Source organism: Methylotenera sp., assembly GCF_030684185.1.
Classification (GTDB): domain Bacteria; phylum Pseudomonadota; class Gammaproteobacteria; order Burkholderiales; family Methylophilaceae; genus Methylotenera.
Genome location: NZ_JAUXOY010000016.1, coordinates 110,039 through 135,991, shown reverse-complemented (window position 1 = coordinate 135,991; position 25,953 = coordinate 110,039). Strand labels below are relative to the sequence as shown.

The following is a 25,953-nucleotide window of genomic DNA, read 5'->3' as shown; positions in this document are numbered from 1 at the left end:
TTGTAGGATTACCTTTCATGCCTCAATGCCGCCGTATGCACAGGGCTATCCCAGTGCCGTTTGATTTCATCATCCAGCAAGCATAAAGTTACCGAGGCGCCAGCCATATCCAGGGCAGTGGTGTAGTTGCCCACTAATGAGCGCGAAATCTGAATGCTGTGTTGACTGAATAATTTAGCTGCAGTGTTGTAGATTAAATAAAGCTCCATCAAGGGCGTTGCACCAAAGCCATTAATGAGCAGCAAGGCTTCGCTATTATTGGCAGTGTCTAAATCTCTAGCTTTAAAGTCAGCCAGAATTGCATCTACGCAATCTCTAACAAGTTCGTCGGCCTCACGCATGGTTTCACGTCTACGACCTGGCTCGCCGTGAATTCCTACACCCATTTCAAGTTCCGTATCGCCAATGTCAAAAGTGGGACGACCAGCGGCTGGTACTGTGCAACTGGTTAACGCTATTCCTATGCTGGCTGTGCGGTTATTCACTTTGTCGCCTAGTGCCTTACAGGTTTGTAAGTCAGCGCCAGTTTCTGCCAAGCTGCCTACACATTTTTCTACGATGACAGTGCCTGCAACACCGCGCCGCCCTGTGGTGTAGGTGCTGTTGATGACCGCGCAATCGTCACTTGTTAATACTGTCGCTGATTCGAACGGCAACATTTCTGCGGCCATTTCAAAATTCATCACATCGCCTGCATAATTTTTAACAATAAATAATATGCCCTTATCCGCATGCACGGCTTCAGCGGCCATTAGCATTTGGTCTGGCGTGGGTGATGTGAATACGTGGCCAGGGCAGGCGGCATCCAGCATGCCATAGCCAATATATCCTGCATGCAGAGGCTCATGACCTGAACCGCCACCAGAAATGACAGCTACTTTATTCTGTGCTTTGTTTTTGCGGGTTAAGAAATTCGGGTCTAAATGCAGGGTTACTAAATCGCTATGCGCTGTTGCAAAACCAGAAAGGCTTTCGATAAGGATGTTATCAATTTTATTGATAAATTTTTTCATATGCTTATCCATTTAATTCTTTTAAAGAAAGTTTACATACGGCTTCTATCATCAGTTGGCAGCTTTTCGCTCCAGGGTCGATGTGGCCAATTGCACGCTCACCTAACCCTGCGGCACGGCCTTTTGTGGCGATTAAATCTTTGGTCGCCAGCATGCCTTGTTCGGCAGTATGAATGAGCGTGGCACAAATCAGCTTAATATCGCAATTCTGCGTGGTTAATAAAACAAATTGATTTGAAACTGGAATAAGTACATCGAGCATGGTTTTTTCGCCAAGGTTAGCTTTGCCTCGCTGAATAATGGCTTGTACACCTGCTGCAAATGCAGTGGCAATTTTTAGCGTGGATTCGTCACCATTTTCTTTCAGCCCTTGATTTTCGTGTGCTTGTGATTCAAGCACTTTGGCCATGCTTATAAAAAAACTGGCAAGTAATGGGCCAGAAGCACCGCCTATGGTGCTGAGTAGTTTTATGCCGATTTTATTAAGCGCCTCGCTCGGCTTTAGTGGTGCTAATTCAGCTTCTATTTCAACAATCACATTGGCACCGCGTTTCATGTTGATGTAGTGGTCGCCATCGCCAATGGCCCGGTCTAGCGACTCCAAAGTATGTTCATTAGCTAAAATTGATTGCTGAATGGCTTTGGCTGCCTCTATGATGAATTCTGTGTTCATATGTTTCTCATATCATGAATAACACTATATTGTGATTTGATTAAAGTTGTTAAACTCTACACATGTTAACTTGTCATGACAACATCGCCCGTTACAATCTAGCCCCTTTATGCACATGAGCTTAAAATTCCGTCTAAATTTATTGATTACGTTGCTATCCTTAGCTTTTATATTGGTGGTTGGTACGATATTGGTAAATGAAACTCAAACTTCAATTCGTGAGCGGGTAGAAGCCGCCAGTCGCGTGACGGTGCAGTTGTTGGATACTGTGATTGTTAGCTCCGCTCTTAACCCTGAATATGGTCCAACTCATAAAGTGTTGCAAAGTTTTTTGCAATCTCTCGGGTATGTGCGCAGTAGCCATATTGCGCTTTACGATATGCGTGGCGAAGTGCTTTACGAGTCTCCAGCATCTACATTCAAAAGTGATGTGTATCCACCTGTGTGGTTTGCTAAGTTGGTTGAGCCAAAAACGGAAATCGTTGAACGTAAATTTCGTTATGGCACTTTAATTGTGTCGTCCAGTGCGGCTGGTTCAATTCGCGAAGCTTGGTCAGGATTTAGCCAGCTGATGTGGGTGGGTTTAGTTTTCTTCGTATTATTGAATGTAATGGTTTATGCACTGCTGAGCCATTCGCTTAGACCTGTTAATCGTATTTTGGCGTCTATCAATCGCATGGAGCGCGGCGATTTAAGTACGCGTTTACCTGCGTTCAAACTGCCAGAATTCGACCGCATAGGACATAGCCTAAACCGCATGGCAGAGTCGCTTGCTGCAGAGCGGCAGTTAGAAGAAAATCGCCAGCTCACCCAGCTTATTCAGAGCCATATTGAAGATGAGCGCCGTAGTTTGGCCAGAGAGTTGCATGATGAACTTGGGCAATACGTCACTGCGATTAAAACCTTTGCCGTGGCAATTGTGAACAAAACTAGAGAAAAATCGCCTGACATTGCAAATAACGCACAAACTATTGTGTCAGCAGCTAACCAAATTTATGACGGCATGCACAACATTGTTCGTAAATTGCGCCCTGGGGCGCTAGATAATCTTGGTCTCTCGGAAACGTTGTGTGATGCGGTAAATTACTGGCAAAATTTGCATCCGGAAATGAAGATTAACTTAAGCTTGGAAGGGGGGGTTGATCAGCTTGGAGAAACGCTCAACATCAATATTTACCGCATTGTGCAAGAAGCCATTAATAATGCGCTAAAGCATGCGCGGGCGAATACGATTGATATTAAACTTACTGTGTTATCAGATGCAAATAAACTGGCAGATGCAAGCAAGTCCAAGTTGGTGACTATTTCGCTTACAATTAAAGATGACGGAGTCGGTATGGACATAGAGGCGGTGGATCAGTCACAGCATTTTGGTTTACTTGGGATGCGTGAGCGAGTGCAGGGTTTTCATGGTAGTTTTAATTTAGTTTCTGAACCGAATCTTGGAACTGCTCTCTATATTAATATTCCGCAAGCAGTAAACACATAGATTTACGCGCTTAAATTTTGACAATGGACACAATATAATGAGTTTAATAAACGTGATGCTGGTGGATGACCACGCGGTAGTCCGCATGGGATTCAAAATGCTGCTAGAGTCGGATGCAGATATTAAAGTGGTTGCCGAGGCTGAAAGTGGCGAGCAAGCTATTCAGCGATTTATGGAACACAGGCCGCACGTGGTAGTGATGGACATTACTATGCCAGGTATTGGCGGATTAGAAGCAATTGAACGCATTTTGGCTAAAGACAGTTCGGCTAAAATTTTGGTGCTGTCAGCGCATGAAGATTCAGTACATCCCAAACGTGTATTAAACGCAGGCGCAATGGGTTATTTAACCAAGCGCAGTGCGGCAGAAGAAATGATTAAAGCGATTCGTGTCGTGGCGACAGGAAAAAAATACTTAGAGGCTAGTGTTGCGCAACAAATGGCAATACAGCAGTTGTCGGGTGACCAAAACCCCGTAGATGTGCTTTCCCCGCGCGAATTTGAAGTATTTATGGCACTGGCAAAAGGTAAAACAACTAATGAAATTGCTGAAACTTTGTTTTTAAGTCCGCGTACTGTAGGCACGCATCTTTACAATATCAAACAAAAACTCAATGCAAATAATTCCGCTGAAATCGCGCTGATTGCGATGCGTAGCGGATTGCTGGATGCCTAATTGATGTAGCTTAATATATGCCGCCATTATTCATGGTGTGGCGCGGATGCTAATTACACCACTCAGAATAATTAAAGCGATTGCAATCCACGCATCAAAGCTCAAGTGCTCTTGCCACCATATAACCCCGAATAAGCTTGCCAGCAAGACTGTGACATACGCTAAACTAGCCACAACAAGCGTATTGCCAGTCCGGTAGGCGCGCGTCATCGCTAATTGTGCAATGGTGGCAGATAGCCCTAGACCTAATAAAACAGGTAAATCCTGCCATTCAACTTGATGAAAACTGGCAAAAAGCATCCACAAGCCAGCACCTATCGTAGAGATAAGAGTGAAATAGAACACCGTGCGCCAGTCTGGTTCATTGGCTTTGCCTAATTGTTTTACATGGACATAAGCCAAAGCAGCCCCGACGCCAGAGAGTAAACCTAGGCTGCCAGCCAGCCAGTCAGCACTATTAAAACTGGGTTTAAGTAACAGGCTAACGCCGAAAAAACCAATAATCAGGCTAATGAATAAGGTTTTTTTAGGTTTTTCATGGAGCAAAAAAGGTGTGAAAACAGCCAAAAATAAAGGTGATGTATAGTTAAGTGTAATTGCCGTAGCTAGAGGTAAATGTGCAATTGCATAGAAAAAAAGAACAAGGGAGGCGAACCCAACCAGCGCACGCGACATTTGCTTGTACATAACAGGCGTGGCTAATGGTAATTTATTTGCTGCAATATAGAGCCATATGACCAACAACCCAAATATTGAGCGGTAAAAAACAAGCTCGCCACCACTAAACTTTTGAGCGCCAACTTTAACTAAGGCGCCCATGATGGCAAAACCCAGGGCGGCAACTAACATCCATAAACTACCTAAATTAGGAAGTTTTGGGTTGAGTGGTGGTAAGTTCGAAAGCTTCAAAATGAATGTTTAACCAAGGTATTGTTCAAGTTGGTTACGATACCATAGGTGAAAGTGTTCAAGACCAGACTCCATTGGGTGTTGGTAAGGGCCGCGTTCATCAATGCCTTGCGTGAATAAAGCGCGTCGACCATCGTGCATGCGCTGACAGATTTCATTATCTTCCTCTGCCGTTTCATTGTATGCAATTTGTTGTGCTCTGGCGTATTCTCGCTCAAACAGAACGATGTCTTCAGGGTAGTAAAATTCAACCACATTGCTACATGCATCTACACCGCGTGGAATGATATGTGATACTACTAATACGTGAGGGTACCATTCAATCATCAGAAACGGGTAATAGACCATCCAAATCGCACCATATTTTGGCGTATTTCCCGCATGATACTTTGCGACTTGTTGTTGCCATTGTTGATATGCAGGTGAGCCGGATTTAGTTAGAGATTGCTTAAAGCCTACTGTTTGCACGCTATATTCAGCACCGAATTCCCAGTTTAGCGCATTGCAATCTACAAACTGATTGAGCCCGGGATGGAAAGGACCTACGTGATAGTCTTCTAAATAGACCTCAATAAAGGTTTTCCAATTGAAGTTGTATTCTTCAACCATTATGCGATCAAGCATATAGTCGGTAAAATTAAAGTCATGTTTACATCCAACGTTGACTAAATCTTGTGCGATGTTGCGTTTACTATCAAACAGTAATCCCTGCCAGTTTTGCAGAGATTTTTGTTGTAAGTGTAAGCAGGGGTTTTTATCAAAATGCGGTGCACCTAATAACTTGCCTTCAAGATCGTAAGTCCAGCGATGTAAGGGGCATGCAATATTTTTGGTGTGTCCTCTACCTTTAAGCATAATGGCTTGCCTATGTCTGCATACATTACTTATCGCGCTTATTCCATCTTGTTGATGAATTAGGCTTTTTGCACTACCTGTCCAGTCTAATACATGATAATCGCCTATATTAGGCACCATCAAAGCATGACCAAGGTAATGAGACGCTTGAGGAAATAAATGCAATTCTTCTAACGTATAAATGTTTGGGTCGACATACCAGGCAGGAGGTAACTGTGCTTGTGGTGTGTGTTGAAGGGGAAGTGAGGGCTTGGCAGCCATAAATAACGCGAGGCATATAAAAATTTAAATGGGAGGCGATTTTTGCTTAAATTCCCATTTTTTTCAAGTGATAATTGTAATATTTATTGGTATTAGCAGCCTAGTTTTACTTGCTAAAACTTGCCAATACCAAGGTTTTCGGCTACTCTCGCAAGGATAAGCTTAATTTTAAATTCCACATAAAAATACACAGTAAACCTCTATGTCAAATCACTTAATGAATACTTATATGCGCCAACCAGTTACTTTTGCAAAAGGCGAGGGAATTTGGCTGTGGGACGACAAAGGTGAAAAATATTTAGATGCACTTGCAGGTGTGGCTGTGAATGGCTTGGGTCATGCGCACCCGAAGCTGGTGAAAGTCATAAGCGAGCAAGCTGCCAAGCTCATCCATGTTTCTAATATTTATAACATTGCTGAGCAAGCTGCTTTGGCGGATAAGTTGTGCGAAATTTCAGGCATGGATAAAGTGTTTTTTTGCAATTCTGGTTGTGAAGCTAACGAAGCTGCAATTAAGCTGGCACGCCTTTATGGACATAATAAAGGCATAAAAACACCTGAAATCATTGTGATGGATAAGTCATTTCATGGCCGAACCATGGCAACGCTTTCAGCTACGGGAAACCGTAAGGTGCAAGCAGGCTTTGAGCCGCTAGTGAGTGGATTTATCCGCGTTCCATTTGACGATATTGAAGCTGTTAAACAAGTGGCTTCACGCAACTCTAATGTTGTCGCCATTCTGGTCGAGCCAGTACAAGGCGAAGGTGGCATTAACATTCCCAAAGACGCAGGTGCTTACTTGGAAACTTTGCGCGAAATTTGCGATGCAAATGGCTGGCTGCTAATGCTAGATGAAGTCCAAACAGGTATTGGCCGCACTGGTACCTGGTTCGCATTTCAGCATACCAGCATCAAGCCGGATGTCATGACTTTAGCCAAAGGTTTAGGTTCAGGTGTGCCGATTGGGGCTTGTGTAGCCAGTGGTAAAGCAGCGGAGGTGTTTACCTATGGTAAGCATGGCTCAACTTTTGGCGGCAATCCATTAGCTACTGCGGCTGGTTTAGCAACTTTGTGCATTATTGAAGAAGAAGGTTTGCGCGAAAATTCCGAAAAAATAGGCAATCTGATCCGTGCAGGTTTTGAAGCTGAGTTTAAAGATATTAAAGGCGTAACGGTCATTCGTAATGCAGGATTAATGATAGGGATTGAGCTGGATAGACCATGTGGTGATTTGGTGAAAATGGCTCTGGAAGCAAAACTGTTGATTAATGTAACAGCGGATAAAGTGGTGCGTTTGTTGCCGCCATTAATCATGAATGAGGCTGAAGCGAATGAGTTGGTTCGCCGATTAGCTGCGCTGATTAAGACTTTCTTAAACAACTAGTTATATTGCCGATAAATGGCAGTACAATAATTAGCATAAGGCAAGTTAGGTAATTTGATTAAAATTGAAGCTTAGAAATCTAAAGCAATAAAAACCAGTGCGGTAAACATTATGGCAATAAAACATTTTTTACAATTCAATGATTTAAATCGTGACGAACTCGAATATGTGTTTGAACGTACGCGATTAATTAAAAGTCAGTTCAAGGCTTATCAACAATATTGGCCGTTGCAAGACCGCACATTGGTGATGATTTTTGAAAAAGCCAGTACTCGCACCAGACTTTCGTTTGAGGCTGGCATGCAGCAGCTTGGCGGCTCTGCCATCTATTTGAATACGCGTGATTCACAATTAGGCCGGGGTGAACCTGTAGAGGATGCGGCACAAGTCATTTCACGTATGAGTGATGTCGTGATGATTCGTACCTACGAGCAAGAAATTATCGAGCGATTTGCGGCTAATTCTCGAGTCCCTGTCATTAATGGCTTAACGAATGAATATCATCCATGCCAGATTTTGGCGGATATATTTACGTTCATCGAACATCGCGGTTCGATTCAGGGCAAAACGGTGGCATGGATTGGTGATAGTAACAATGTGTGCAACACATGGCTACAAGCGGCAGAGGTACTTGATTTTAATGTACATGTTTCTACCCCGCCAGGCTACGAGGTTGAAGCTGAACGCGCCAATCTGTATGGCCATGATCATTATGAAGAGTTCGCTGATCCCATGGAGGCCGCAAAGGGTGCGGATTTAGTGACCACGGACGTATGGACCAGCATGGGTTTTGAGGCTGAGAATGAAGAGCGTTTGCGCGATTTTGCTGATTGGCAAGTGGATGCCGACATGATGCGTGTTGCGGCAAAAGATGCGCTATTCATGCACTGCTTACCCGCACACCGTGGAGAGGAAGTGGCTGCAGAGGTTATAGATGGCGGGCAATCTGTGGTGTGGGATGAAGCTGAAAACCGATTGCATGTTCAAAAAGCATTAATGGAATATTTATTATTAGGAAAAATTTAAGCAATGAGTACTGTAAATAAAAACGGAAAAAAAGAAATTAAGAAGGTTGTATTAGCCTATTCAGGCGGTTTAGATACATCTGTCATTTTAAAATGGCTGCAAGATGAGTATCAATGTGAAATCGTCACATTTACAGCTGATTTAGGTCAGGGCGAAGAGTTGGAGCCAGCGCGTGCAAAAGCCAAAGCTGCCGGCGTAAAAGAACAAGATATTTATATCGATGATGTGCGTGAAGAGTTCGTGCGTGACTTTGTATTTCCAATGTTTCGTGCAAATACAGTATATGAAGGTGAGTACTTGTTAGGCACTTCAATTGCACGCCCTTTAATCGCAAAACGCTTAATTGAAATTGCACGTGAAACTAACGCAGATGCCATTTCACACGGTGCAACCGGTAAAGGTAATGACCAGGTACGTTTTGAGCTGGGTGCTTATGCGCTAAATCCAAATATTCATATTATTGCACCATGGCGTGAATGGGATTTATTAAGCCGTGAAAAGCTTATGGCCTATGCAGAAACGCATGGTATTCCTGTGGACATGAAACATAAGCAAGGTGGCAGCCCATACAGTATGGACGCTAACTTGTTACATATTTCTTATGAAGGCCGTCATTTAGAAGACCCGGCTGCAGAAGCTGAAGAATCGATGTGGCGTTGGAGTGTGAGTCCGGAGAAGGCTCCTGATGCGGCGGAATATTTGGATATTGAATATGTGAATGGTGACCCTGTCAGTTTGAATGGCGAGGCGATGAAGCCTCATGAGCTATTGGCTCATCTGAATAAAATCGGTGGCAAGCATGGTATCGGTAGGTTGGATTTAGTTGAAAATCGCTACGTGGGCATGAAATCACGTGGCTGTTATGAAACACCGGGCGGCACGATTATGCTCAAAGCACACCGTGCGATTGAATCAATTACTTTAGACCGCGAAGTGGCGCATTTAAAAGATGATTTAATGCCACGTTATGCCAGCATGATTTATAACGGTTACTGGTGGAGTCCAGAACGTATCGCAATTCAAACATTGATAGACCATACACAAACAGTTGTTAACGGCTGGGTGCGCGTTAAGTTGTACAAAGGCAACGTGATTGTAACGGGGCGTGATAGCAAGACAAATTCATTGTTCGATTCTACGATTGCTACTTTCGAAGACGATAAAGGTGCATACGATCAAAAAGATGCAGGCGGATTTATTAAGCTTAATGCTTTAAGGCTGCGAATAGCGGCAAATTTGAAAAATAGGCAGTAAGAAAAATAGTAAGTAAGAAGAAGGGGCAGATATGAACTGCCCCTTTTTTGTTTTTGTGCGCTCAAAGTAATCTCACTAAAGTTATTTGCAGCGGAGTGAAAATGTTGAAAGTGATTTTACTCTTCCCTTCAAATTTGAACATGTTTCAAATACCTAAATGATGACTTAAAACCCCTGTCGAATACTAAGTATGGTGTTAAATATATTGGTAACGCTATGTTCATATACCATTTCCTAAAAAATCTAAAAAATACTTAAGTATTCATATTTATTGCCGATAACACTTTTACGTGATTCGCTAATTTTTAATTGGTGAAAAGCTAAGTTGACTACCAACAATATTGGGAGGTTGTTCATGGATTACTTTATTAAAACGATATATGCCATTCTTGTGACATGCGGGATATTCGCCACATTGATTATATGCACGGTGAGTACTCAAGGTATGTTTTGATTTTAAAAATTCACGTAAAAAAATTGGCACATTTGTCAAGACGATTTGATGGGCCTTGCTAGTCATATGATGCACACACTATTCATTGAGCTTGGACAAGCTTTACTAGTCATTTCAAGTTTAGTGTTTCTTTCCCACCCTGAAGTTCATGGCTATATGATTTCAGACATCAGAGATTTAAACGGTTTTTACCTGTTTATTCAATAGATTCGAATGATTGCGCTGCCTACATAATTCAACATGTAAACAAGGAGCGTTAGTTGTGCTGTTATAAGTATTAAATGTCTGTAGTTTTTGAAAATTTTGCAATTGATGAAATTTCAAAAAAGTGATGACAATACCTTTGCAGATACTGACATTAGATATGATGGTTTTATATCAAAATAGACTGCAAATTGGAGCATAATGATTTTATTGCAGATGCTTTTTATCTTGCAAACCAACAGCAAAGCTGACTGGCGATGCTGATTCTATAAGCAGTAAGTTTTGATATTCAGGAGAATAAAAATGGCTGTTATTGATCGTGTTTTAATTGGTGAAGCATTAGTAATTGAAGATCGTCCAGATGGTAGTGGTTTAGATTTGAAAAACGTAGCGCATATTGATCTTATTATGGGGCCGCGCGGCAGTGCCGCTGAAGATGCATTTTGCCGCACTTTAACTGACCAAAAAGAAGGTGTGAATGGCTTGCTGGCTATCGTCGCTCCAAACATGATGGTGAAGCCTAATACTGTGATGTTCAACAAAGTAACCATTAGAAATAGTAAACAGTCTACGCAAATGTTTGGTCCGGCTCAGCGTGGCATTGCCATGGCAGTGATGGACTGTGTGGCTGATGGCACCATTCCGGTTGAGGAAGCCGATGACGTATTTATTTGCGTAGGTGTGTTCATTTGTCATAAAGCGGACATGGATGACAGGGTGCAGGAATGGAACTATAGAGCGACTAAGCAGGCTATTAAAAGCGCGGTTGCACGCGAGCCAAAAGCTGCCGAATTACTTAAGACTTATAAAGAGTCGATACATCCGTTTGCAGTTAAAGATGCTGAATCGAAAAAAAGAAGAGCAACAGATTAGCGACAATTTTCTATTATATGCATAGGAAGTAACGCGGTAGATATCACGCTACTTCCTAGTGAGAAAAAGCTTATGTATTAAGTGCTGGAATTGCTTTGCTGTTTTCTGAAGACAGCTATTTTCGAATTATTAACACGGTAGGGCTAAAAGCCTTATGGGATTCGTTTTGTGACGCTAGCGAAGTGGTCTCTACGATTATATGGTGATAAAAGATGCTAACAGAAAAACGCCAGGAGGAACGTGAATTCGATTTCACCCCAAATGATTTCTCCAGAGTCCGTAAACTCATTTATCAACACGCAGGTATTTCATTGTCAGAAGCAAAGTCTGATATGGTTTATAGCCGTATTGGCCGTCGTTTGCGTACAGTCGGCTTTGATTCATTCAAGACTTATCTTGATAATCTTGAAAGTGAGAATAGCCCGGTTGAGTGGGAGGCATTCACTAATGCGCTGACTACAAATCTCACATCATTTTTTCGTGAAGAACACCATTTTCCCATACTTGCCGAGCACCTTGTTAATCTAAAAAAACCTATACGCATTTGGTGTTCTGCTGCTTCTACCGGTGAGGAGCCCTATACCATCGCCATGACAGCTTGCGAAGCGTTTGGCACCATGAAGCCGCCAGTTGAAATTATAGCAACGGATATTGACACCAATGTATTAGCAACTGCTGCTCGAGGCGTATATCCGTATGAGAGAGTAAGCAAATTGTCAGACGAGCGTCGTAGACGTTTCTTTCAGAAGGGCACAGGCGCACATGAAGGTTCAGTGCGTGTACGCAACGAATTACGCAGTTTAATCACTTTTGATCAGCTAAATTTACTGGATGAACAGTGGTCATTAAATGATCAGTTTGATGTGATTTTTTGCAGAAATGTGATGATTTATTTTGACAAACCTACGCAATCCAAAATCTTAAGTCACTTTGTGCCGTTGATGAAAGCGCATGCTTTATTGTTTGCCGGACATTCAGAAAACTTCCTTTATGTATCGAATGATTTTCATCTGCGTGGGAAAACTGTATATGAATTAAGCGATGGTAAAAATACTAAACGCACTTCAAATCAGGTTAAAGAAAGAATTGTATGAGTATGTTACAAGAAGAAGTTTCTACCACGCTCTACTTTGACCGTACTTTTGATTGCAATGCGGCCAAAATATCACCGGGTGAATACTATTTCACCGATAAAGACATGGTCATTGTCACGGTGCTGGGTTCTTGTGTTTCTGCCTGTATACGCGACACGATTACAGGCATTGGCGGCATGAATCACTTTATGCTGCCAGATAGCGCAGCTGCCGATAAAGACAGCCCGGTTTCAGAATCTATGCGTTACGGCACTTATGCAATGGAAGTATTGATTAACCAGTTACTGCGTAATGGCGCACGCCGTGAGAATCTGGAAGCCAAGATTTTTGGCGGTGGGAATGTACTGAAAAGCTTTACAACGATGAATGTAGGTGATCGTAACGCTATATTCGTGCGCAAGTTTTTAAAAGAAGAGCGTATTCGAGTGACTAGTGAGGACCTGCTGGATATTTATCCTAGAAAAGTTTACTACTTCCCAAAAACAGGCAGGGTGCTGGTTAAAAAGTTGAAAAATATGCACAACGACACATTAGTCAAACGCGAAGAGGCTTATGCAAGCAAACTGAAAGTCAGTGATGTAGGCGGTGAAATCGATTTGTTTTGATGAATTGTATGAGTGCTCATATGAATACTATGTTGACTGGCTTCGCTGAACTGATTGTTATATCTGCAGCCATTCGTCTTGCATTTCCTTGTGTGCTCATTGAAATTCATGCGTTGGGAGAATAATAAAATGAAAATTAAAGTACTGGTCATTGATGACTCGGCATTGATTCGTAGTCTGTTAACCGAGATTATTAACAGTCAGCCTGATATGGAAGTCATTGGTGCCGCGCCAGACCCACTGATTGCGCGCGACATGATTAAACAGCTTAACCCGGATGTGCTGACTTTGGATGTGGAAATGCCGAAGATGGATGGCCTGGACTTCTTGGAAAAGTTAATGCGCCTTCGGCCGATGCCAGTTGTGATGGTCTCAACTTTGACTGAGCGCGGTTCAGAAATCACTATGCGTGCACTTGAGCTTGGGGCGATTGATTTTGTGACCAAGCCTAAAATGTCTATTTCTGATGGTATGCGTGAATATACCGATATTATTGCAGATAAGATTCTTGCCGCTTCTCAAGCCAGAATTTCTAGAGTATCACGCCATGCAACGCCAGAGAATGGCAATGTATCGCCAGTTCTATTACGCAACCCCTTAGTGAGTAGTGAGAAATTACTCATTATTGGTGCTTCGACAGGTGGTACTGAGGCGATTAAATCATTTTTATTGCAGATGCCATCAGACTGCCCAGGCATTTTGATTACACAGCATATGCCAGCCGGCTTTACTAAATCTTTTGCAAACCGACTGGATTCGCTGTGTCAGATTTCTGTAAAAGAAGCCGCAGGTGGCGAGCGTATCTTGCCTGGACATGCCTATATCGCGCCAGGGGATAAACATCTTTTACTCGCTAAAAGTGGTGCCAATTATGTGACTCAGTTGAGTGATGCTCCACCTGTGAATCGCCATAAACCTTCTGTAGATGTTTTATTTGAATCGGCCGCTGAGTATGCAGGCAAAAATGTTATCGGTGTAATTTTAACTGGAATGGGCAAGGATGGCGCTGCAGGAATGGCGCAAATGAAAAATGCAGGTGCTTATAACTTTGCACAAAATGAGGAAAGTTGCGTGGTATATGGCATGCCTAAGGAAGCTGTAGCGCATGGCGGGGTTCATGAAGTGGCGCATTTGAATGATCTGCCAAAGCTGGTGCTGAATTATTTAGTGGCAAATAGCGCTCGCGCTTTGCGAGTGTAGCCATGAAAGTGTGCTCGCGCATTGCGTGTGTAGCTTAGAAAAGCGAAGCTTTTGTGCCGCTAATCTCGAATAAAACTTGAGGCAAAGTAAGCAATAATCAACGATGAAAGAATCAGAATGAGTCATTTGATGTATTCGATGCTGATTTCGAATTCTAAGAACGACTATTTTTAATGGAGTAATGCATGGCTAACCCAAATACTAAATTTCTTGTGGTAGATGATTTTTCTACCATGCGCAGAATAGTGCGTAACCTGCTTAAAGAGCTGGGCTATACCAATGTTGATGAGGCAGAAGATGGCGTAGTCGCCCTAGGCAAATTGAAAGGTGGCGGTTTTGAGTTTGTTGTTTCAGACTGGAATATGCCTAACATGGATGGTCTGACCTTATTACAGCATATTCGTGCTGATGCGGAATTGGCGAAAATCCCAGTGTTGATGGTGACAGCAGAAGCTAAAAAAGAAAATATCATCGCAGCTGCTCAGGCAGGCGCTAATGGATATGTAGTTAAACCATTTACAGCGGCTACTTTGGATGAGAAGTTATCTAAAATATTTGAGAAGCTTGAAAAAGCGGGGGCTTAGTGATGAATAGCGAGTCTTTACAGCAACAGGTGATAAAAGTTGAATCTATGCCAGCAATGAATCCTAATGATGAGATGCTTAACCGGATTGGCCATGTTACGAGAACGCTGCATGACAGTTTACGGGGATTAGGATTAGAAAAGATACTGGAACAGGTGGCCACGGATATTCCAGATGCTCGCGATCGCCTTGCCTATGTAGCGCGCATGACAGAGCAAGCTGCAGAGCGTGTACTGAATGCTACCGACGCGGCGATTCCTTTACAAACCGAATTGGCTGCTGTAGCCATGACACTTGAGCAGCGCTGGAATGAAGCAATAGTTAAGCCTTCATTAAAAACCGAATATAACCAGGTTGCCGATGAAACGTTGGCATTTTTAACCTTGACTGGAAAAAATACCACTGAAACCAAAGCGCTGTTGATGGATATTATGATGGCTCAGGATTTCCAGGATTTGACGGGACAGGTAATTAAAAAAATTACTGGACTCGCGCAAGAGTTGGAAAAGCAGCTGGTACAAGTATTGATTGATTTTTCGCCTACTTCCACTAAAAAAGAGGCTGATACAAATGCGGTATTGATGAATGGTCCGCAGATTGACCCGAATGCTGTGGATGTGGTGGCCAGTCAGGAGCAGGTGGATGATCTGCTTGATAGTTTAGGTTTCTAATTATTAAGCATCAATTAATTAAACATCGATATACGAACTAGTCAGTAATTCATTAAATTAAAGATATGCTAAACCCGCTGATGACTGGCGGTTTTGTCTCACTAATTACAGTCACTCATTGGTAAATTAAATGGCAGAAAAACACTTTACAGGACTGCGAGTCAAGATGTTGGTGGTTGTAGCGGCAGGCATGATTCTGCTGTTCACAATATTATTTCTTGCTGCAAGAATGGTGTTGCTTGATGGTTATTCCAAGCTAGAATCAAACAAAACTGTCATTCAGGTCAATAGTGCGATCACGCTTTTGAAAGAGCAGACTCAGCAGTTAGACGGCATAGTGAGTGAGTATGGGCGCTGGGACGACACCTATCAATACATGGTGCAGCCAGATTCGCGCTATATCGAGTCCAATTACACCAATGAAACATTTGCTAACCTTAAAGTAAAGGCCATCGTACTCGTAAATTCAGAGGGCGAGGCTATATACAAAAGAGGCTTTGATTTTTCTACTGGAAAGTTGTGGCCAATTCCAAAACTATTAGAGCAAGCAGTAAGTAAAGGTGGCTTGTTTTTAGATCCATCTAAAGATCATTTGTCGGGTTTTTTCTGGACACCAGAGGGCATCTGTATCGTTTCTGCTACTGATGTGTTGCCTAGCGGTGGAAATGGCTTGCGTCGCCGCGGTACACTGATTATGGTGCGCCATTTAGACCAATCTCTGATAGCGCATGTAGAAAAAATAATAGGCGCGAAGCTCACGATTCAGCCGATGTTAAAAGACAGGTTTGCTGATATGCAACAAATACTGGCAAATAATGCTGTTGTAGTTAAGCCTTTAAGCGACACGCAAGTAGCAGGTTACGCAATGATGAAGAGCGTGGATGAACATGCTAATCTTGTTGTAGCGACATCGAGCGGCCGCGAAATATTTGCACAAGGTGAATACACCCTGAGCTTTCTGTCTTGGTCCACTTCAATCATTGCCCTCATGTTGGCCGGCATCAGCTGGATTTTCGATAGAATGGTTTTGCTTCGCTTAGAACGTATGAGTGAGGATGTAAAACGTATTGGCGAGTCAGCAAATACAAAAGCGCGTGTGAGAAAGCTAAACGGACAAGATGAATTGGCGAGCTTGTCTCATGGTATCAATGGCATGCTGGAACGTATCGAAGATTCGCAATATGAATTGCAGTTAGAAAAAGATCGTGCCCAAGTGACACTTGAAGGTATTGCGGATGCGGTGATTACCAGCAATGAGGCTGGCTTTGTGCTGTACATGAATGCAGCCGCAGAACGACTGACTGGTGTGGATTTTAAGTGAGGTGAAGACTAAGACATTGCAGTCATTATTTCGCTTGATGGCGGAGGACAAAACCACACCAGTGAACAGCACGTGGCTAACAGATTCATATAGTGCTCAGGAAGAGGTGGTGCTTGTACGCGTGGACGGGGAAGAGTTCGTTATTCGCAAGTCGGCGTCCCCGTTATATGATAGTGACGGCAATACCTTCGCTATCGTTACCGTGCTGCATGATGTCACCATGCTGCGAAACCTGTCAAATCAATTATCGTTTCAAGCTAGGCATGATCAGCTGACGGGACTCATCAACCGCTATGAGTTCGACCGTAAGACACAGGAAGCCATTGATGATGCGGCAACAGAAAATCGTGTTCATTGTCTCGCCTATATCGATTTGGACCAGTTTAAGATTGTCAATGATACCTGTGGTCATATGGCTGGCGACGTATTGTTAAAACAATTATCGAATCATATTAAAGCTAAAGTGCGTAGCTCTGATACACTAGCACGTTTGGGTGGTGATGAATTTGCACTGCTATTAATGGGTTGCGATTTAGATAAAGCCCATGAAATCATTGATGGCTTGCTACAAGTAGTTAGAGAATATCGTCTTACTTTCGATGATAAAGTATTCAAGATTGGTGCCAGTGTCGGGCTGACAGAAATTTCACCAAGCCATAACCTCACATTAAGTGAATTATTAAGTACAGTAGACTCTGCCTGCTATACAGCAAAAGAAGAAGGCGGTAACCGTATCCATGTGTATCGTTCAGATGACAAGGATATCAAAGAGCATAATAACCAGCTTGAGTGGGTGTCTCGTATTCATCTAGGGTTAGAGAAAAAACAGTTTGTTTTATATATTCAGCGTATGGAAAGCCTGACAGCAGGCGCTGAGCTTCATTGTGAGCTTTTGATTCGCATGCAGGCGATGGATGGTAGCTATTACCCGCCAGGCTACTTCTTGCCTGCGGCAGAACGTTATCACCTGATGCCTATAATTGACCGTTGGGTAGTAGGCGAAGCACTTTCTATCATTGCACGCAAAGGAGCCAGTTTTCCTTATGTATGTGCTATTAACCTTTCAGGCCAGACATTGTCTGAAGAAGGGTTTCTTGAATATGTCATTGAGCAGATTAAATTACATAAGGTAAATACAAGTCGTATTTGCTTTGAAATTACTGAGACATCAGTGATTGCTAATTTGAACAAGGCGCGACAATTTATGCATGCCTTGCGTGAAATTGGTTGCCGTTTTTCACTCGATGATTTTGGTAGTGGTTTATCTTCTTTTGCTTATTTGAAAAATTTGGAAGTGGATTTTCTTAAGATTGACGGTATGTTTGTTAAAGCGATTGTTAATAATAAAATCGACCGTGCGATGGTTGAGTCCATAAATAATGTGGGTCATGTGATGGGCTTACATACTATCGCTGAATTTGCCGAGAATAATGAAATTATCAATATATTGAAAGAGATAGGCGTTGATTACGCGCAGGGCTATGGCGTTGCCAAGCCGGAGTTGTTTGAATAGATTGGTATTATTTAAATCATAATTTTTTTAGTTGAGACCGTAGGTAATCACTGGAGGAAGGCTTTTTAATTCGTCGTCGGTAAACAAGCGTCCTCGCGTAATAAAAGCCATGCCAGTGCCACAATCTAATGAAAATGAACCGCTGGATCCTGGCATAGCATCTAATATGGTGTGTGTATTTTCTGAGAATTGAAAATGATTGTGTCCCATGTAGAATACCGCGCCTTCAATTTCACCTACGATTACATCTGAAGCGCCAGGTTTGAATTCATTGGCAGGCATACATAAGGGAACGCTTCCCTCACAGCATCCGCCGGATTGTAAAAATAGAATCGGACCATGTTGGGCGGTAAGTTTGTGAATTAACTCAATAGCGGCAGGGGTTGCAGATACACGTTCAGCCATTACTTAAATCTCCCGTTCCAAAGGTATTAAAGTGCTAAAAATTAAGAGGCGGTGAAAACCGCCTCTTAATATTACGCTTCTAAATATTACGCTGCTAATTTAATATTTCAATATTTAGAAGAAGCCTAGCTTTTTAGGACTATAACTTACTAATAAGTTCTTGGTTTGTTGGTAATGGTCTAACATCATTTTGTGTGTTTCACGACCGATACCAGACTCTTTGTAGCCACCGAATGCTGCATGCGCAGGGTAGGCGTGGTAACAGTTAGTCCATACGCGGCCTGCTTTGATACCGCGACCCATGCGGTAAGCACGACTGCCATCACGAGTCCAAACGCCAGAACCCAGACCAAACACAGTATCGTTGGCGATTGCAAGGGCTTCAGCCTCGTCTTTAAATGTTGTAACAGCTAGCACTGGGCCAAAAATCTCTTCTTGGAATACGCGCATCTTGTTATGGCCTTTAAGCAATGTTGGCTGAATGTAGTAACCTTCAGCAAACGCGCCATCAAGCACATTGCGCTCGCCACCAATCAACACTTTCGCACCTTCTTGTCTGCCTATATCCATGTAAGACATAATCTTGTTTAATTGATCCTGAGAGGCTTGTGCACCAATCATAGTATTAGGGTCTAGCGGGTTGCCCTGTTTAATTGCGGCAACACGCGGTAAAACGCGTTCCATAAACTTATCGTAGATAGATTCCTGAATAAGCGCACGTGATGGGCTGGTGCATACCTCACCTTGGTTAAAGGCAAACAATACTAAACCTTCAACTGCTTTATCAAAGAAGTCATCGTCAGCATCAGCAATGTCTTCAAAAAACACGTTTGGTGATTTACCACCTAATTCCAGCGTGGCTGGAATTAAATTAGATGCAGCTGCCTGGGCAATGACGCGGCCAGTGACAGTGGAGCCGGTAAATGCGATTTTGCCGATACGACGACTGTTAGCAAGTGGAGCACCTACTTCACGACCATAGCCGTTAACTACGTTAATGACACCTGGAGGTAAGATATCGGCGATAATTTCCATGAGAATCAATAAGCTAACAGGCGTAAATTCTGCAGGTTTCATTACCACACAGTTACCGGCAACTACTGCTGGAGCAAGTTTCCAAGCGGCCATCAGGATAGGGAAATTCCAAGGAATAATTTGCCCAACAACGCCAATAGGCTCATGGAAATGGTAAGCCACCATATTCTCGTCGATTTCGCTCAAGCTGCCTTCTTGAGCGCGCATACAGCCAGCAAAATAGCGGAAATGGTCAATCGCTAACGGAATGTCGGCATTCATTGTTTCGCGAATTGGTTTGCCGTTATCGATTGTTTCTGCCGTTGCTAAAAGCTCAAGATTAGCCTCCATACGATCAGCAATTTTAAGCATCAAGTTAGCACGCTCACCTGGTGCTGTACGACCCCATTTGTCAGCTGCGGCGTGAGCCGCATCTAATGCGAGTTCAACATCTTCTGCACTTGAGCGTGCCGCTTGTGTGTAAGGCTTACCTGTAATCGGCGAAATAACATCGAAGTATTCACCTTTGACTGGGGCTACCCATTTGCCGCCAATAAAATTATCATATTTGGCTTTGTAAGGTATTTTAACGCCAAGGCCTTTTAGTAGATCTAAACTCATGCTGACTCCTCTAGTTTTGCTGTAGTTAATATAGTATTTCTATCTGTAAAACCGCATTACTTCGTTGCTGTTTTTATTATGTTTAAAAGCCAGCTTATACTTGCAAACCCCTTATAAACAAAGGGGTTTAGAAGATAAGCCCGAACTCAACAATAAACCTTAGAGGCTAGCAAATCAAGCAAAAATTAGGTCATCAGTGATATTTTTTATATATCTTATATTTAATATAAATTAGCTGACTTACTCTTCTCTGGCTTGTCTTAGCTGACTTGTCTTAGCTCACTAGGTCTTTACCTATTTAGGTTGATTTAATAGCGCGTCAATGTCATCTAGCACAACTGCGTATAAATCTCGGGTAGAAGCTAGCGCACCCAGATGCACTTCTTCAGCACTTAAAACTCTGCCATTTGTACTCATCAGTGGTCTGGTAGCAGTCGCGCTGGCAATGATAGTGGCGGCATAACCTAAATTAAATGCACCGTGTGCGGTTGAATTAACGCACATATGGGTCATAAACCCAGCCAGAACGATATTTTGAATACCAAGTGCTTTTAGATCAGCATCTAATGATGTCTGAATAAAAGCATTGGGGTAATTTTTAATAATGACTTTTTCGCCAGCAATTGGTGCAACTTCATGAGCAATCGCCCCGATTTCTGCAGAAACGTCATAAGGGGTGCCCACGCCAGCATCGTGTTGAATATGAATGACGGGTATTTTTAGTTCACGCGCGATTTTGAGTAGTTTTTGTGCTTCAATAATGGCTGGTTCAACGTTTGTAAGCTGCATCAGGCCTTGCCGATAAGTATTTTGTATATCGATTAAAATCAGTGCCGAGTCTTTCAAACTGGCCGGGTGGTAGCCCATACCAGTAATATCTCTCAGTGTTTGAGAAGCTGTGGCCATAATAAAAACTCCTTATAATGATTTATAAATAATGATTTTTAAATAAAGCATGAAACACGTATGTCATTGCTCGTACCTAACTAGTTCAATTAACAAGCATAACGCCATGCTTATTATTGCGGCGGTCTAGAAAAAGCATTCATCTTGAGCTATAGTACATCGCTGAGCTATAAATAAAGCAAAATAAAATACCACTTAAAAATGTCAGAAATTTCAGTCCCGGCTTCCTCTGTATTGACGCGTGAATTTTGGCGCAAGTTCTCTAATCCTACGCCTGAATCGTTAGGCCGGTCGATTATGTCTTTGCTGGTGATCGCAGAAAGCCTCGTTTGTATTTTCTGGATATTCACGTTATCTAGCCTGGGTGAAGGTTACGCAGTGATTGCGGCAGTGCCCTATGTGTACCTTATTATTTCTTATGTCAGCTTATTTTTATTTTATCGCTTTAAACGCTTCGAATATTTCACCTTCACTCAGCTAGTCATGTTGCTGGTGATGCCATTCGTCATGCAATGGGCCATCGGCGGCTTTGCAGCTTCAAGTGGCGTTGCAATCTGGGCCATATTGTCGCCTGTAGGCGCGTTAATGATTTTGGGTACTCGCCAATCAACGCCGTGGTTTTTGTTGTTTGTTGGTTTGGCTTTTATTTCATGGAAGCTCAATCATTATTTTGCTGGTAACGCCATGCCTATTCCTGGCAATGTCAAAGATGCCTTTTTCTTGATGAATATTACTGGCACGGCCTCAATTTTGTATGGGGTGTTACGTTACTTTCAGGCGCAAAAAGAACGTGTGATGATATCGTTAGAATTAGAGCAGGCGCGCTCTGAAAAATTATTGCTGAACATTTTGCCAGCAGCGATAGCTGAACGGCTTAAAGCCAATGATATGCGCATTGCTGATCACTATGATTCGGTAACCGTCATGTTCGCCGATTTAATCAATTTCACACAAATGTCAGAAAAAATGCCGCCTTTGCAATTAATCGATTTGCTATCTCAGGTATTTTTGAGGTTTGACCAGCTGGCAGAAAAATATCAGGTAGAGAAGATTAAGACTATAGGCGATGCCTATATGGTGGTTTCTGGAGCACCCGTAGCGTGTAATGATCATGCACACAGAATTGCTGAAATGGCTTTTGATATGAAAGTTGCTTTACAAGAAGTTGCGATTAAAACTGGCTTGGATTTAAATATGCGTATTGGCATTCATACCGGACCAGTGGTTGCTGGCGTGATAGGTAGCGCTAAGTTTAGCTATGACTTGTGGGGAGATACCGTTAATTTGGCGAGCCGCATGGAAAGTACCAGCAAGCCGAATGCTATCCAGGTGACAAAGGAAACCCGGCAGTTAATCAAAAATACCTACCTTTTTTCTGAAAAATTTAGCGTAGATGTGAAGGGTAAAGGTATCGTGGAAACATTTTTCTTACTTGCACGTAAGTAACTGTTCCTGAATAACTAAGTAAGCGATTAACTTTTTAGCTTTTCAAAGGCTGCAGGCGAGAGATTCCAGAAGAGTTTCTGCTGGTATGTTTTACTACTCTTTTAAAAGCATGCTTGCTGCATTCGGGTTTCCAGTCCAAAAATTATAAAACTCACGTACAACTGACAAAAATAGCTTTTTAGCTTCATGAATTTTAAACAGGGGCAAGGTAAGGTCGGCGGCGGTGCGGTAAGATTTATGATTTTTTATGGGGGCATCGCGAAGGCGGAGCAATATAATTTTCGCTAATTTAATACGCGTATCTACATAAGACTGGTCTGCGCCTTCAAAACGCATGACCTGTGAATAGGCTTTTAATGGCCAGTTTTCAGAGGTGTCAAATTTTTCATGTTCCAGACTATCCGTTAATGATTTTAATGAAGTCGCCAGAGGTTTCCATTGAATTGCCTCGACATCAAAACCATAATTTAAGCTAAAAGCGGCAATCGCTTTGATATCTTTCATCCAAAATGGATAAAACTCACGTGCAGTATTTAGGTTTACGTGCCAATCGTCTGCTGGAATTGATTCCATAATAGCATCTACAGCCCGACTGTATTCATGGGTATCTAAAGCTTTATCAGCAAGAATTATGCTTAATTGATCTAAAAATAGCGAGCGTTTATACAGTACGTTACTTGTAGCACCTTTAGATTGCAAAAGCTTTAAGTAAGCGCTGACGGCTTCTTTTTCACGAGATAGATTCATTGATTTATTTATTTTTTCTGCTTTTCACCAATATGCACTTCACCACGCTGCTTAGCTAAAATCACTTGTTTTTGCCTTTCAGTCAGGCGGGCACGTTTTTCTTCAGAAATTTTGTCATAGCAGTATGGGCAAGAAATGCCAGCGTTATATTGCGGGCTTTGCATTTCAGCGGGCGAAAGCGGGTGGCGGCAGGCATAGCACTGGTCAAATTCGCCGACTTCTAAATTATGTTTAACAGCCACGCGCTGGTCAAATACAAAGCACTCGCCTTGCCACATACTTTCTGCTTCAGGCACGGTTTCAAGGTATTTTAAAATACCACCTTGAAGGTGATAAACCTCTTCAAAGCCTTTATCCATCATGTAAGAAGAGGCTTTTTCACAGCGTATACCGCCAGTGCAAAACATGGCGACTTTTTTATGTTTTGTCTTATCAAAATGCCTGGCTACGTATTCTGGAAACTCACGAAATGTAGTGGTTTTTGGGTCGATGGCGCCTTTGAAGGTGCCGATATCTACTTCATAATCATTTCGAGTATCGATTAAAACTACATCTGGATCAGAAATCAGCGCATTCCAATCTTCGGGTTTTATATAAGTCCCAACTTTTTTGGTTGGACTTACGCCAGCAACACCCAGCGTAACAATCTCTTTTTTGAGCTTAACTTTCATCCGGTAAAACGGATGTTCAGAGGCAAAAGACTCTTTGTGCTCTAAATCGGCAAAGCGGTTTTCAAACAAAGGATTGGTGCGCAAAAAATGCAGAAAGCGGTGTATGTCTTCAGGAAACCCGGCGATGGTGCCATTAATGCCTTCTTCGGCAAGTAAAAGTGTACCTTTAATGTGATTGCTAACACATGCAACTAGAATTGGATCTTGCAAGGATTTATAGTCAGGCAGGCTGACAAATTTATAAAGCGCGGCGGTTAAATACTTAGACATATCGGTAAACTGTAATAAAAAGCTATTTTATCACTTGCTGGCGGATTGCTTAAATGTGAATTATTGTCCTTGCAAAAGCAGTAAAACTTCGCCGTTACCGTTACATGCGGCATCACCCACAAATCGCTGTACTCTTGGGTTTTCGATGTTTGAGAATTTTGTATTGAACGGCGCAAAAGATTTAAACATCAAGTTTAGAAACGGCAAGGTATGCGAACCGCAGTCTTGAATAGTGGCATGCAGTGTTGGTAACCTGGTGAGTAATAATGTGCCGCGTTTCATGTTAAAGCAAGCGTAGTCACCTACTTCGCCCAACACACCTATAGTGCCTGCAATCATGCGGCTAGCGCAATAGTCACCCGCATCGCCTTCGATTAAAATCAAGCCGCGGCGCATTTGGTCGCCCGTGCGGTCGCCCGCATTGCCTTTTACAATCACCGTACCGCCGCGCATGCCTTTGCGAAGGCCAGATGAGGCGCCCCCTAAAAAGTCACCTGTATTACCATCAATTTGAATTAAGCCGCTAATCATGTTGCAGGCTGCAAACGCTTGAGTGTTACCTTTGCAATGGATTTTGCCGTTTTTTAAACCAAATCCTAAATATGCACCCGCATCACCTTCTACAGTGACGCATCCAGAAGTCATATTTGCACCCAGATAATCGAGCTTGTTATTTGTGTTTTTGAAGAGTATGTTTTGTGTATCTTTGCCAGTGATTTCAAATATCTCATCTACCCGTAACTGATTTTTACCATGGTTAATCAGTATGCTAGCGATTTCAGACATTGATTTTTTAGCTAAATTGCTAGGGTTAACTGCCGAGCAATTGATGTTAAATAGTAGTTGCTTATTTAATGTGAAGGTGAGCGCGGTCATGATGCAGGTTTTCTCATAATGTAGGATTACCCATAATCTCATGCAGTTTAAAATGATGCGGCCCTAGTTTACCGCCATAGTTACCTGCTGATATACGTTTAACACCGCTAGACTTACCTAAATCACAAATAGCTTGTATGCCAACACGCATTGATTCTGCTATATCTTCAAACCCAATCCCATCAATCACAATTTCCATTACGCTTTCAATTTCAGGTGAAAGCTCGGTATTAGTTGTACCTTTTAAAGTCGGGCAAAATGCATCATTGGTTGATGCAAACATGGTTTTATATTTACTACCTACTTTTGAGCCAGACCGCACTACGCCGCCGGGGAAAGGCATGATGACGTTAGGAATTTTTTTCATGGCTACAATGGCGGCTTCAGCGGCAGCAAGTGCAGCTGGTTGTGATGTTGCGAGAATCAAGAAATTACCGCCGCCTATAGCGCGCACCATGCCTGTGGTTTCTTCGCATAAAAATTCGCCATCCATGACTGGCACGCGCCAGTAGCGTTTGGCTATTCCATTCGCATCACGAAATAGTTTAGAGGTTTGATAACCGTCACCAAAGAAACGTAAATTTTTGCCTAAGTTAATCTTATCTTCGCTCGCAATGCCAGCAAAGGCGGCTGCAGTGGGGCAGGTGAGTATGCATTGCCCCATGCGTGTTTCTAATTGCTGCATGAGTACTTTGCTACCCATTGCGAACATTAAAATACTGACGCCAGGTCTGCCATCTGGCGTTTCATGTTCGGATAATTCGCGTTCAATACCTGCTTCTACGCCGCACCCAATCACTGAAGTCGCAAACCCCGTCATGGCGTTCGCGGCGTGATAAGCCCATTTCAGATTTTGAGCAGTGATGATAACCCGCGTGCCGCGCATGTTAAACGCTTCAGCAAAGGTGTCATCAATTTGTACGCCGTTAATTATCATT

At 42.6% G+C, this 25,953-nt stretch carries 25 protein-coding genes; 14 read left to right on the top strand and 11 right to left on the bottom strand.

The features are described from left to right. Nucleotides 1-8: 8 nt before the first annotated feature. Nucleotides 9-1,013: a dihydroxyacetone kinase subunit DhaK gene (gene dhaK / locus Q8J82_RS07455; protein ID WP_304891023.1), complete on the bottom strand. Its 1,005-nt coding sequence runs from the start codon at nucleotides 1,011-1,013 to the stop codon at nucleotides 9-11. A gap of 4 nt (nucleotides 1,014-1,017) precedes the next feature. After that, a complete protein-coding gene (gene dhaL / locus Q8J82_RS07450) occupies nucleotides 1,018-1,686 on the bottom strand; it encodes a dihydroxyacetone kinase subunit DhaL (protein ID WP_304891022.1) in 669 nt (222 codons plus the stop codon). 115 nt (nucleotides 1,687-1,801) lie between these two features. On the opposite strand from dhaL, the gene Q8J82_RS07445 reads away from it, so the two are divergent. Together Q8J82_RS07445 and Q8J82_RS07440 are read left to right on the top strand one after the other, a co-directional pair. Beyond that, entirely contained in the window at nucleotides 1,802-3,175 is a 1,374-nt protein-coding gene (locus Q8J82_RS07445) for a histidine kinase (protein ID WP_305326708.1), read from the top strand. A gap of 37 nt (nucleotides 3,176-3,212) precedes the next feature. Beyond that, nucleotides 3,213-3,851 carry a response regulator transcription factor gene (locus Q8J82_RS07440; protein WP_304891020.1) on the top strand — a complete coding sequence of 213 codons (639 nt, stop codon included), beginning with the start codon at nucleotides 3,213-3,215 and terminating at the stop codon, nucleotides 3,849-3,851. Nucleotides 3,852-3,881: 30 nt separating this feature from the next. On the opposite strand, the gene Q8J82_RS07435 is transcribed toward Q8J82_RS07440, so the two are convergent. Further along, on the bottom strand, nucleotides 3,882-4,760 hold the full coding sequence (locus Q8J82_RS07435; protein WP_304891019.1) for a DMT family transporter: 879 nt from the start codon (nucleotides 4,758-4,760) through the stop codon (nucleotides 3,882-3,884). Between the two features lie 9 nt (nucleotides 4,761-4,769). Further along, nucleotides 4,770-5,876, bottom strand: a complete 1,107-nt coding sequence (locus Q8J82_RS07430; RefSeq protein ID WP_304891018.1) for an aromatic ring-hydroxylating dioxygenase subunit alpha — start codon at nucleotides 5,874-5,876, stop codon at nucleotides 4,770-4,772. Nucleotides 5,877-6,078: 202 nt separating this feature from the next. Between Q8J82_RS07430 and Q8J82_RS07425 the strand changes: the two genes are divergently transcribed. The 11 genes from Q8J82_RS07425 (at nucleotide 6,079) to Q8J82_RS07375 (ending at nucleotide 18,059) form a co-directional block, all read left to right on the top strand. Next, the gene (locus Q8J82_RS07425; protein WP_305328044.1) at nucleotides 6,079-7,260 is read left to right on the top strand and encodes an aspartate aminotransferase family protein; all 1,182 of its coding nucleotides are present in this window, start codon (nucleotides 6,079-6,081) and stop codon (nucleotides 7,258-7,260) included. Between the two features lie 111 nt (nucleotides 7,261-7,371). Then, nucleotides 7,372-8,286, top strand: coding sequence for an ornithine carbamoyltransferase (gene argF, locus Q8J82_RS07420; RefSeq protein WP_304891664.1), 915 nt, complete (start codon nucleotides 7,372-7,374; stop codon nucleotides 8,284-8,286). A gap of 3 nt (nucleotides 8,287-8,289) precedes the next feature. Continuing rightward, a complete protein-coding gene (locus tag Q8J82_RS07415; RefSeq protein ID WP_304908344.1) occupies nucleotides 8,290-9,540 on the top strand; it encodes an argininosuccinate synthase in 1,251 nt (416 codons plus the stop codon). A gap of 961 nt (nucleotides 9,541-10,501) precedes the next feature. Beyond that, on the top strand, nucleotides 10,502-11,071 hold the full coding sequence (fae, locus tag Q8J82_RS07410) for a formaldehyde-activating enzyme (RefSeq protein WP_304891290.1): 570 nt from the start codon (nucleotides 10,502-10,504) through the stop codon (nucleotides 11,069-11,071). 212 nt (nucleotides 11,072-11,283) lie between these two features. After that, nucleotides 11,284-12,165: a CheR family methyltransferase gene (locus tag Q8J82_RS07405; protein ID WP_304891289.1), complete on the top strand. Its 882-nt coding sequence runs from the start codon at nucleotides 11,284-11,286 to the stop codon at nucleotides 12,163-12,165. Beyond that, nucleotides 12,162-12,770 (top strand): chemoreceptor glutamine deamidase CheD, encoded by a 609-nt coding sequence (cheD, locus tag Q8J82_RS07400; RefSeq protein WP_304891288.1) that lies wholly within the window; start codon nucleotides 12,162-12,164, stop codon nucleotides 12,768-12,770. Before Q8J82_RS07405 ends, cheD begins: the two co-directional genes overlap by 4 nt. 129 nt (nucleotides 12,771-12,899) lie before the next feature. Then, nucleotides 12,900-13,970, top strand: a complete 1,071-nt coding sequence (locus Q8J82_RS07395) for a chemotaxis response regulator protein-glutamate methylesterase (RefSeq protein ID WP_305328043.1) — start codon at nucleotides 12,900-12,902, stop codon at nucleotides 13,968-13,970. A 185-nt stretch (nucleotides 13,971-14,155) separates the two neighbouring features. Next, a complete protein-coding gene (cheY, locus tag Q8J82_RS07390; RefSeq protein WP_304891286.1) occupies nucleotides 14,156-14,554 on the top strand; it encodes a chemotaxis response regulator CheY in 399 nt (132 codons plus the stop codon). 2 nt (nucleotides 14,555-14,556) lie between these two features. After that, complete coding sequence (gene cheZ, locus Q8J82_RS07385) at nucleotides 14,557-15,225, top strand: protein phosphatase CheZ (protein ID WP_305328042.1); 669 nt, start codon at nucleotides 14,557-14,559, stop codon at nucleotides 15,223-15,225. Nucleotides 15,226-15,355: 130 nt separating this feature from the next. Further along, a complete protein-coding gene (locus Q8J82_RS07380) occupies nucleotides 15,356-16,546 on the top strand; it encodes a CHASE4 domain-containing protein (RefSeq protein ID WP_305328041.1) in 1,191 nt (396 codons plus the stop codon). Between the two features lies 1 nt (nucleotide 16,547). Further along, nucleotides 16,548-18,059, top strand: a complete 1,512-nt coding sequence (locus tag Q8J82_RS07375; RefSeq protein WP_305328040.1) for an EAL domain-containing protein — start codon at nucleotides 16,548-16,550, stop codon at nucleotides 18,057-18,059. A 27-nt stretch (nucleotides 18,060-18,086) separates the two neighbouring features. Here the strand turns inward: Q8J82_RS07375 and Q8J82_RS07370 are convergent, their stop codons facing one another. The 3 genes from Q8J82_RS07370 to Q8J82_RS07360 form a co-directional block, all read right to left on the bottom strand. Further along, nucleotides 18,087-18,464 carry a DUF779 domain-containing protein gene (locus Q8J82_RS07370; protein ID WP_304891509.1) on the bottom strand — a complete coding sequence of 126 codons (378 nt, stop codon included), beginning with the start codon at nucleotides 18,462-18,464 and terminating at the stop codon, nucleotides 18,087-18,089. Nucleotides 18,465-18,578: 114 nt separating this feature from the next. After that, the gene (locus Q8J82_RS07365) at nucleotides 18,579-20,099 is read right to left on the bottom strand and encodes an aldehyde dehydrogenase family protein (RefSeq protein ID WP_304891508.1); all 1,521 of its coding nucleotides are present in this window, start codon (nucleotides 20,097-20,099) and stop codon (nucleotides 18,579-18,581) included. 294 nt (nucleotides 20,100-20,393) lie between these two features. Continuing rightward, nucleotides 20,394-21,005 carry a cysteine hydrolase family protein gene (locus tag Q8J82_RS07360; RefSeq protein ID WP_304891507.1) on the bottom strand — a complete coding sequence of 204 codons (612 nt, stop codon included), beginning with the start codon at nucleotides 21,003-21,005 and terminating at the stop codon, nucleotides 20,394-20,396. Between the two features lie 201 nt (nucleotides 21,006-21,206). Between Q8J82_RS07360 and Q8J82_RS07355 the strand changes: the two genes are divergently transcribed. Further along, complete coding sequence (locus Q8J82_RS07355; RefSeq protein WP_305252636.1) at nucleotides 21,207-22,451, top strand: adenylate/guanylate cyclase domain-containing protein; 1,245 nt, start codon at nucleotides 21,207-21,209, stop codon at nucleotides 22,449-22,451. A gap of 93 nt (nucleotides 22,452-22,544) precedes the next feature. On the opposite strand, the gene Q8J82_RS07350 is transcribed toward Q8J82_RS07355, so the two are convergent. From Q8J82_RS07350 to fhcD, 4 genes are read right to left on the bottom strand one after another with little or no spacing between them, the layout of a single operon-like run. Continuing rightward, a complete protein-coding gene (locus Q8J82_RS07350; protein WP_305328039.1) occupies nucleotides 22,545-23,198 on the bottom strand; it encodes a hypothetical protein in 654 nt (217 codons plus the stop codon). Between the two features lie 8 nt (nucleotides 23,199-23,206). Next, nucleotides 23,207-24,139, bottom strand: a complete 933-nt coding sequence (locus Q8J82_RS07345) for a rhodanese-related sulfurtransferase (protein ID WP_305328038.1) — start codon at nucleotides 24,137-24,139, stop codon at nucleotides 23,207-23,209. 60 nt (nucleotides 24,140-24,199) lie between these two features. Continuing rightward, the gene (locus Q8J82_RS07340) at nucleotides 24,200-25,015 is read right to left on the bottom strand and encodes a formylmethanofuran dehydrogenase subunit C (protein ID WP_305328037.1); all 816 of its coding nucleotides are present in this window, start codon (nucleotides 25,013-25,015) and stop codon (nucleotides 24,200-24,202) included. A gap of 13 nt (nucleotides 25,016-25,028) precedes the next feature. Continuing rightward, the gene (fhcD, locus tag Q8J82_RS07335) at nucleotides 25,029-25,952 is read right to left on the bottom strand and encodes a formylmethanofuran--tetrahydromethanopterin N-formyltransferase (RefSeq protein ID WP_304890013.1); all 924 of its coding nucleotides are present in this window, start codon (nucleotides 25,950-25,952) and stop codon (nucleotides 25,029-25,031) included. Nucleotide 25,953: the final 1 nt, after the last annotated feature.

Excerpts from the sequence above, each read along its gene's own strand:
- Q8J82_RS07350 (WP_305328039.1), bottom strand. The coding sequence starts at position 23,198 with ATGAATCTATCTCGTGAAAAAGAAGCCGTCAGCGCTTACTTAAAGCTT.
- cheZ (WP_305328042.1), top strand. The coding sequence starts at position 14,557 with ATGAATAGCGAGTCTTTACAGCAACAGGTGATAAAAGTTGAATCTATG.
- dhaK (WP_304891023.1), bottom strand. The coding sequence starts at position 1,013 with ATGAAAAAATTTATCAATAAAATTGATAACATCCTTATCGAAAGCCTT.
- cheY (WP_304891286.1), top strand. The coding sequence starts at position 14,156 with ATGGCTAACCCAAATACTAAATTTCTTGTGGTAGATGATTTTTCTACC.
- Q8J82_RS07345 (WP_305328038.1), bottom strand. The coding sequence starts at position 24,139 with ATGTCTAAGTATTTAACCGCCGCGCTTTATAAATTTGTCAGCCTGCCT.
- Q8J82_RS07365 (WP_304891508.1), bottom strand. The coding sequence starts at position 20,099 with ATGAGTTTAGATCTACTAAAAGGCCTTGGCGTTAAAATACCTTACAAA.
- fae (WP_304891290.1), top strand. The coding sequence starts at position 10,502 with ATGGCTGTTATTGATCGTGTTTTAATTGGTGAAGCATTAGTAATTGAA.
- dhaL (WP_304891022.1), bottom strand. The coding sequence starts at position 1,686 with ATGAACACAGAATTCATCATAGAGGCAGCCAAAGCCATTCAGCAATCA.
- Q8J82_RS07395 (WP_305328043.1), top strand. The coding sequence starts at position 12,900 with ATGAAAATTAAAGTACTGGTCATTGATGACTCGGCATTGATTCGTAGT.
- Q8J82_RS07355 (WP_305252636.1), top strand. The coding sequence starts at position 21,207 with ATGTCAGAAATTTCAGTCCCGGCTTCCTCTGTATTGACGCGTGAATTT.
- Q8J82_RS07405 (WP_304891289.1), top strand. The coding sequence starts at position 11,284 with ATGCTAACAGAAAAACGCCAGGAGGAACGTGAATTCGATTTCACCCCA.
- cheD (WP_304891288.1), top strand. The coding sequence starts at position 12,162 with ATGAGTATGTTACAAGAAGAAGTTTCTACCACGCTCTACTTTGACCGT.
- fhcD (WP_304890013.1), bottom strand. The coding sequence starts at position 25,952 with ATGATAATTAACGGCGTACAAATTGATGACACCTTTGCTGAAGCGTTT.
- Q8J82_RS07415 (WP_304908344.1), top strand. The coding sequence starts at position 8,290 with ATGAGTACTGTAAATAAAAACGGAAAAAAAGAAATTAAGAAGGTTGTA.
- Q8J82_RS07425 (WP_305328044.1), top strand. The coding sequence starts at position 6,079 with ATGTCAAATCACTTAATGAATACTTATATGCGCCAACCAGTTACTTTT.
- Q8J82_RS07445 (WP_305326708.1), top strand. The coding sequence starts at position 1,802 with ATGAGCTTAAAATTCCGTCTAAATTTATTGATTACGTTGCTATCCTTA.
- Q8J82_RS07440 (WP_304891020.1), top strand. The coding sequence starts at position 3,213 with ATGAGTTTAATAAACGTGATGCTGGTGGATGACCACGCGGTAGTCCGC.
- Q8J82_RS07360 (WP_304891507.1), bottom strand. The coding sequence starts at position 21,005 with ATGGCCACAGCTTCTCAAACACTGAGAGATATTACTGGTATGGGCTAC.
- Q8J82_RS07430 (WP_304891018.1), bottom strand. The coding sequence starts at position 5,876 with ATGGCTGCCAAGCCCTCACTTCCCCTTCAACACACACCACAAGCACAG.
- Q8J82_RS07380 (WP_305328041.1), top strand. The coding sequence starts at position 15,356 with ATGGCAGAAAAACACTTTACAGGACTGCGAGTCAAGATGTTGGTGGTT.
- Q8J82_RS07340 (WP_305328037.1), bottom strand. The coding sequence starts at position 25,015 with ATGACCGCGCTCACCTTCACATTAAATAAGCAACTACTATTTAACATC.
- Q8J82_RS07370 (WP_304891509.1), bottom strand. The coding sequence starts at position 18,464 with ATGGCTGAACGTGTATCTGCAACCCCTGCCGCTATTGAGTTAATTCAC.
- argF (WP_304891664.1), top strand. The coding sequence starts at position 7,372 with ATGGCAATAAAACATTTTTTACAATTCAATGATTTAAATCGTGACGAA.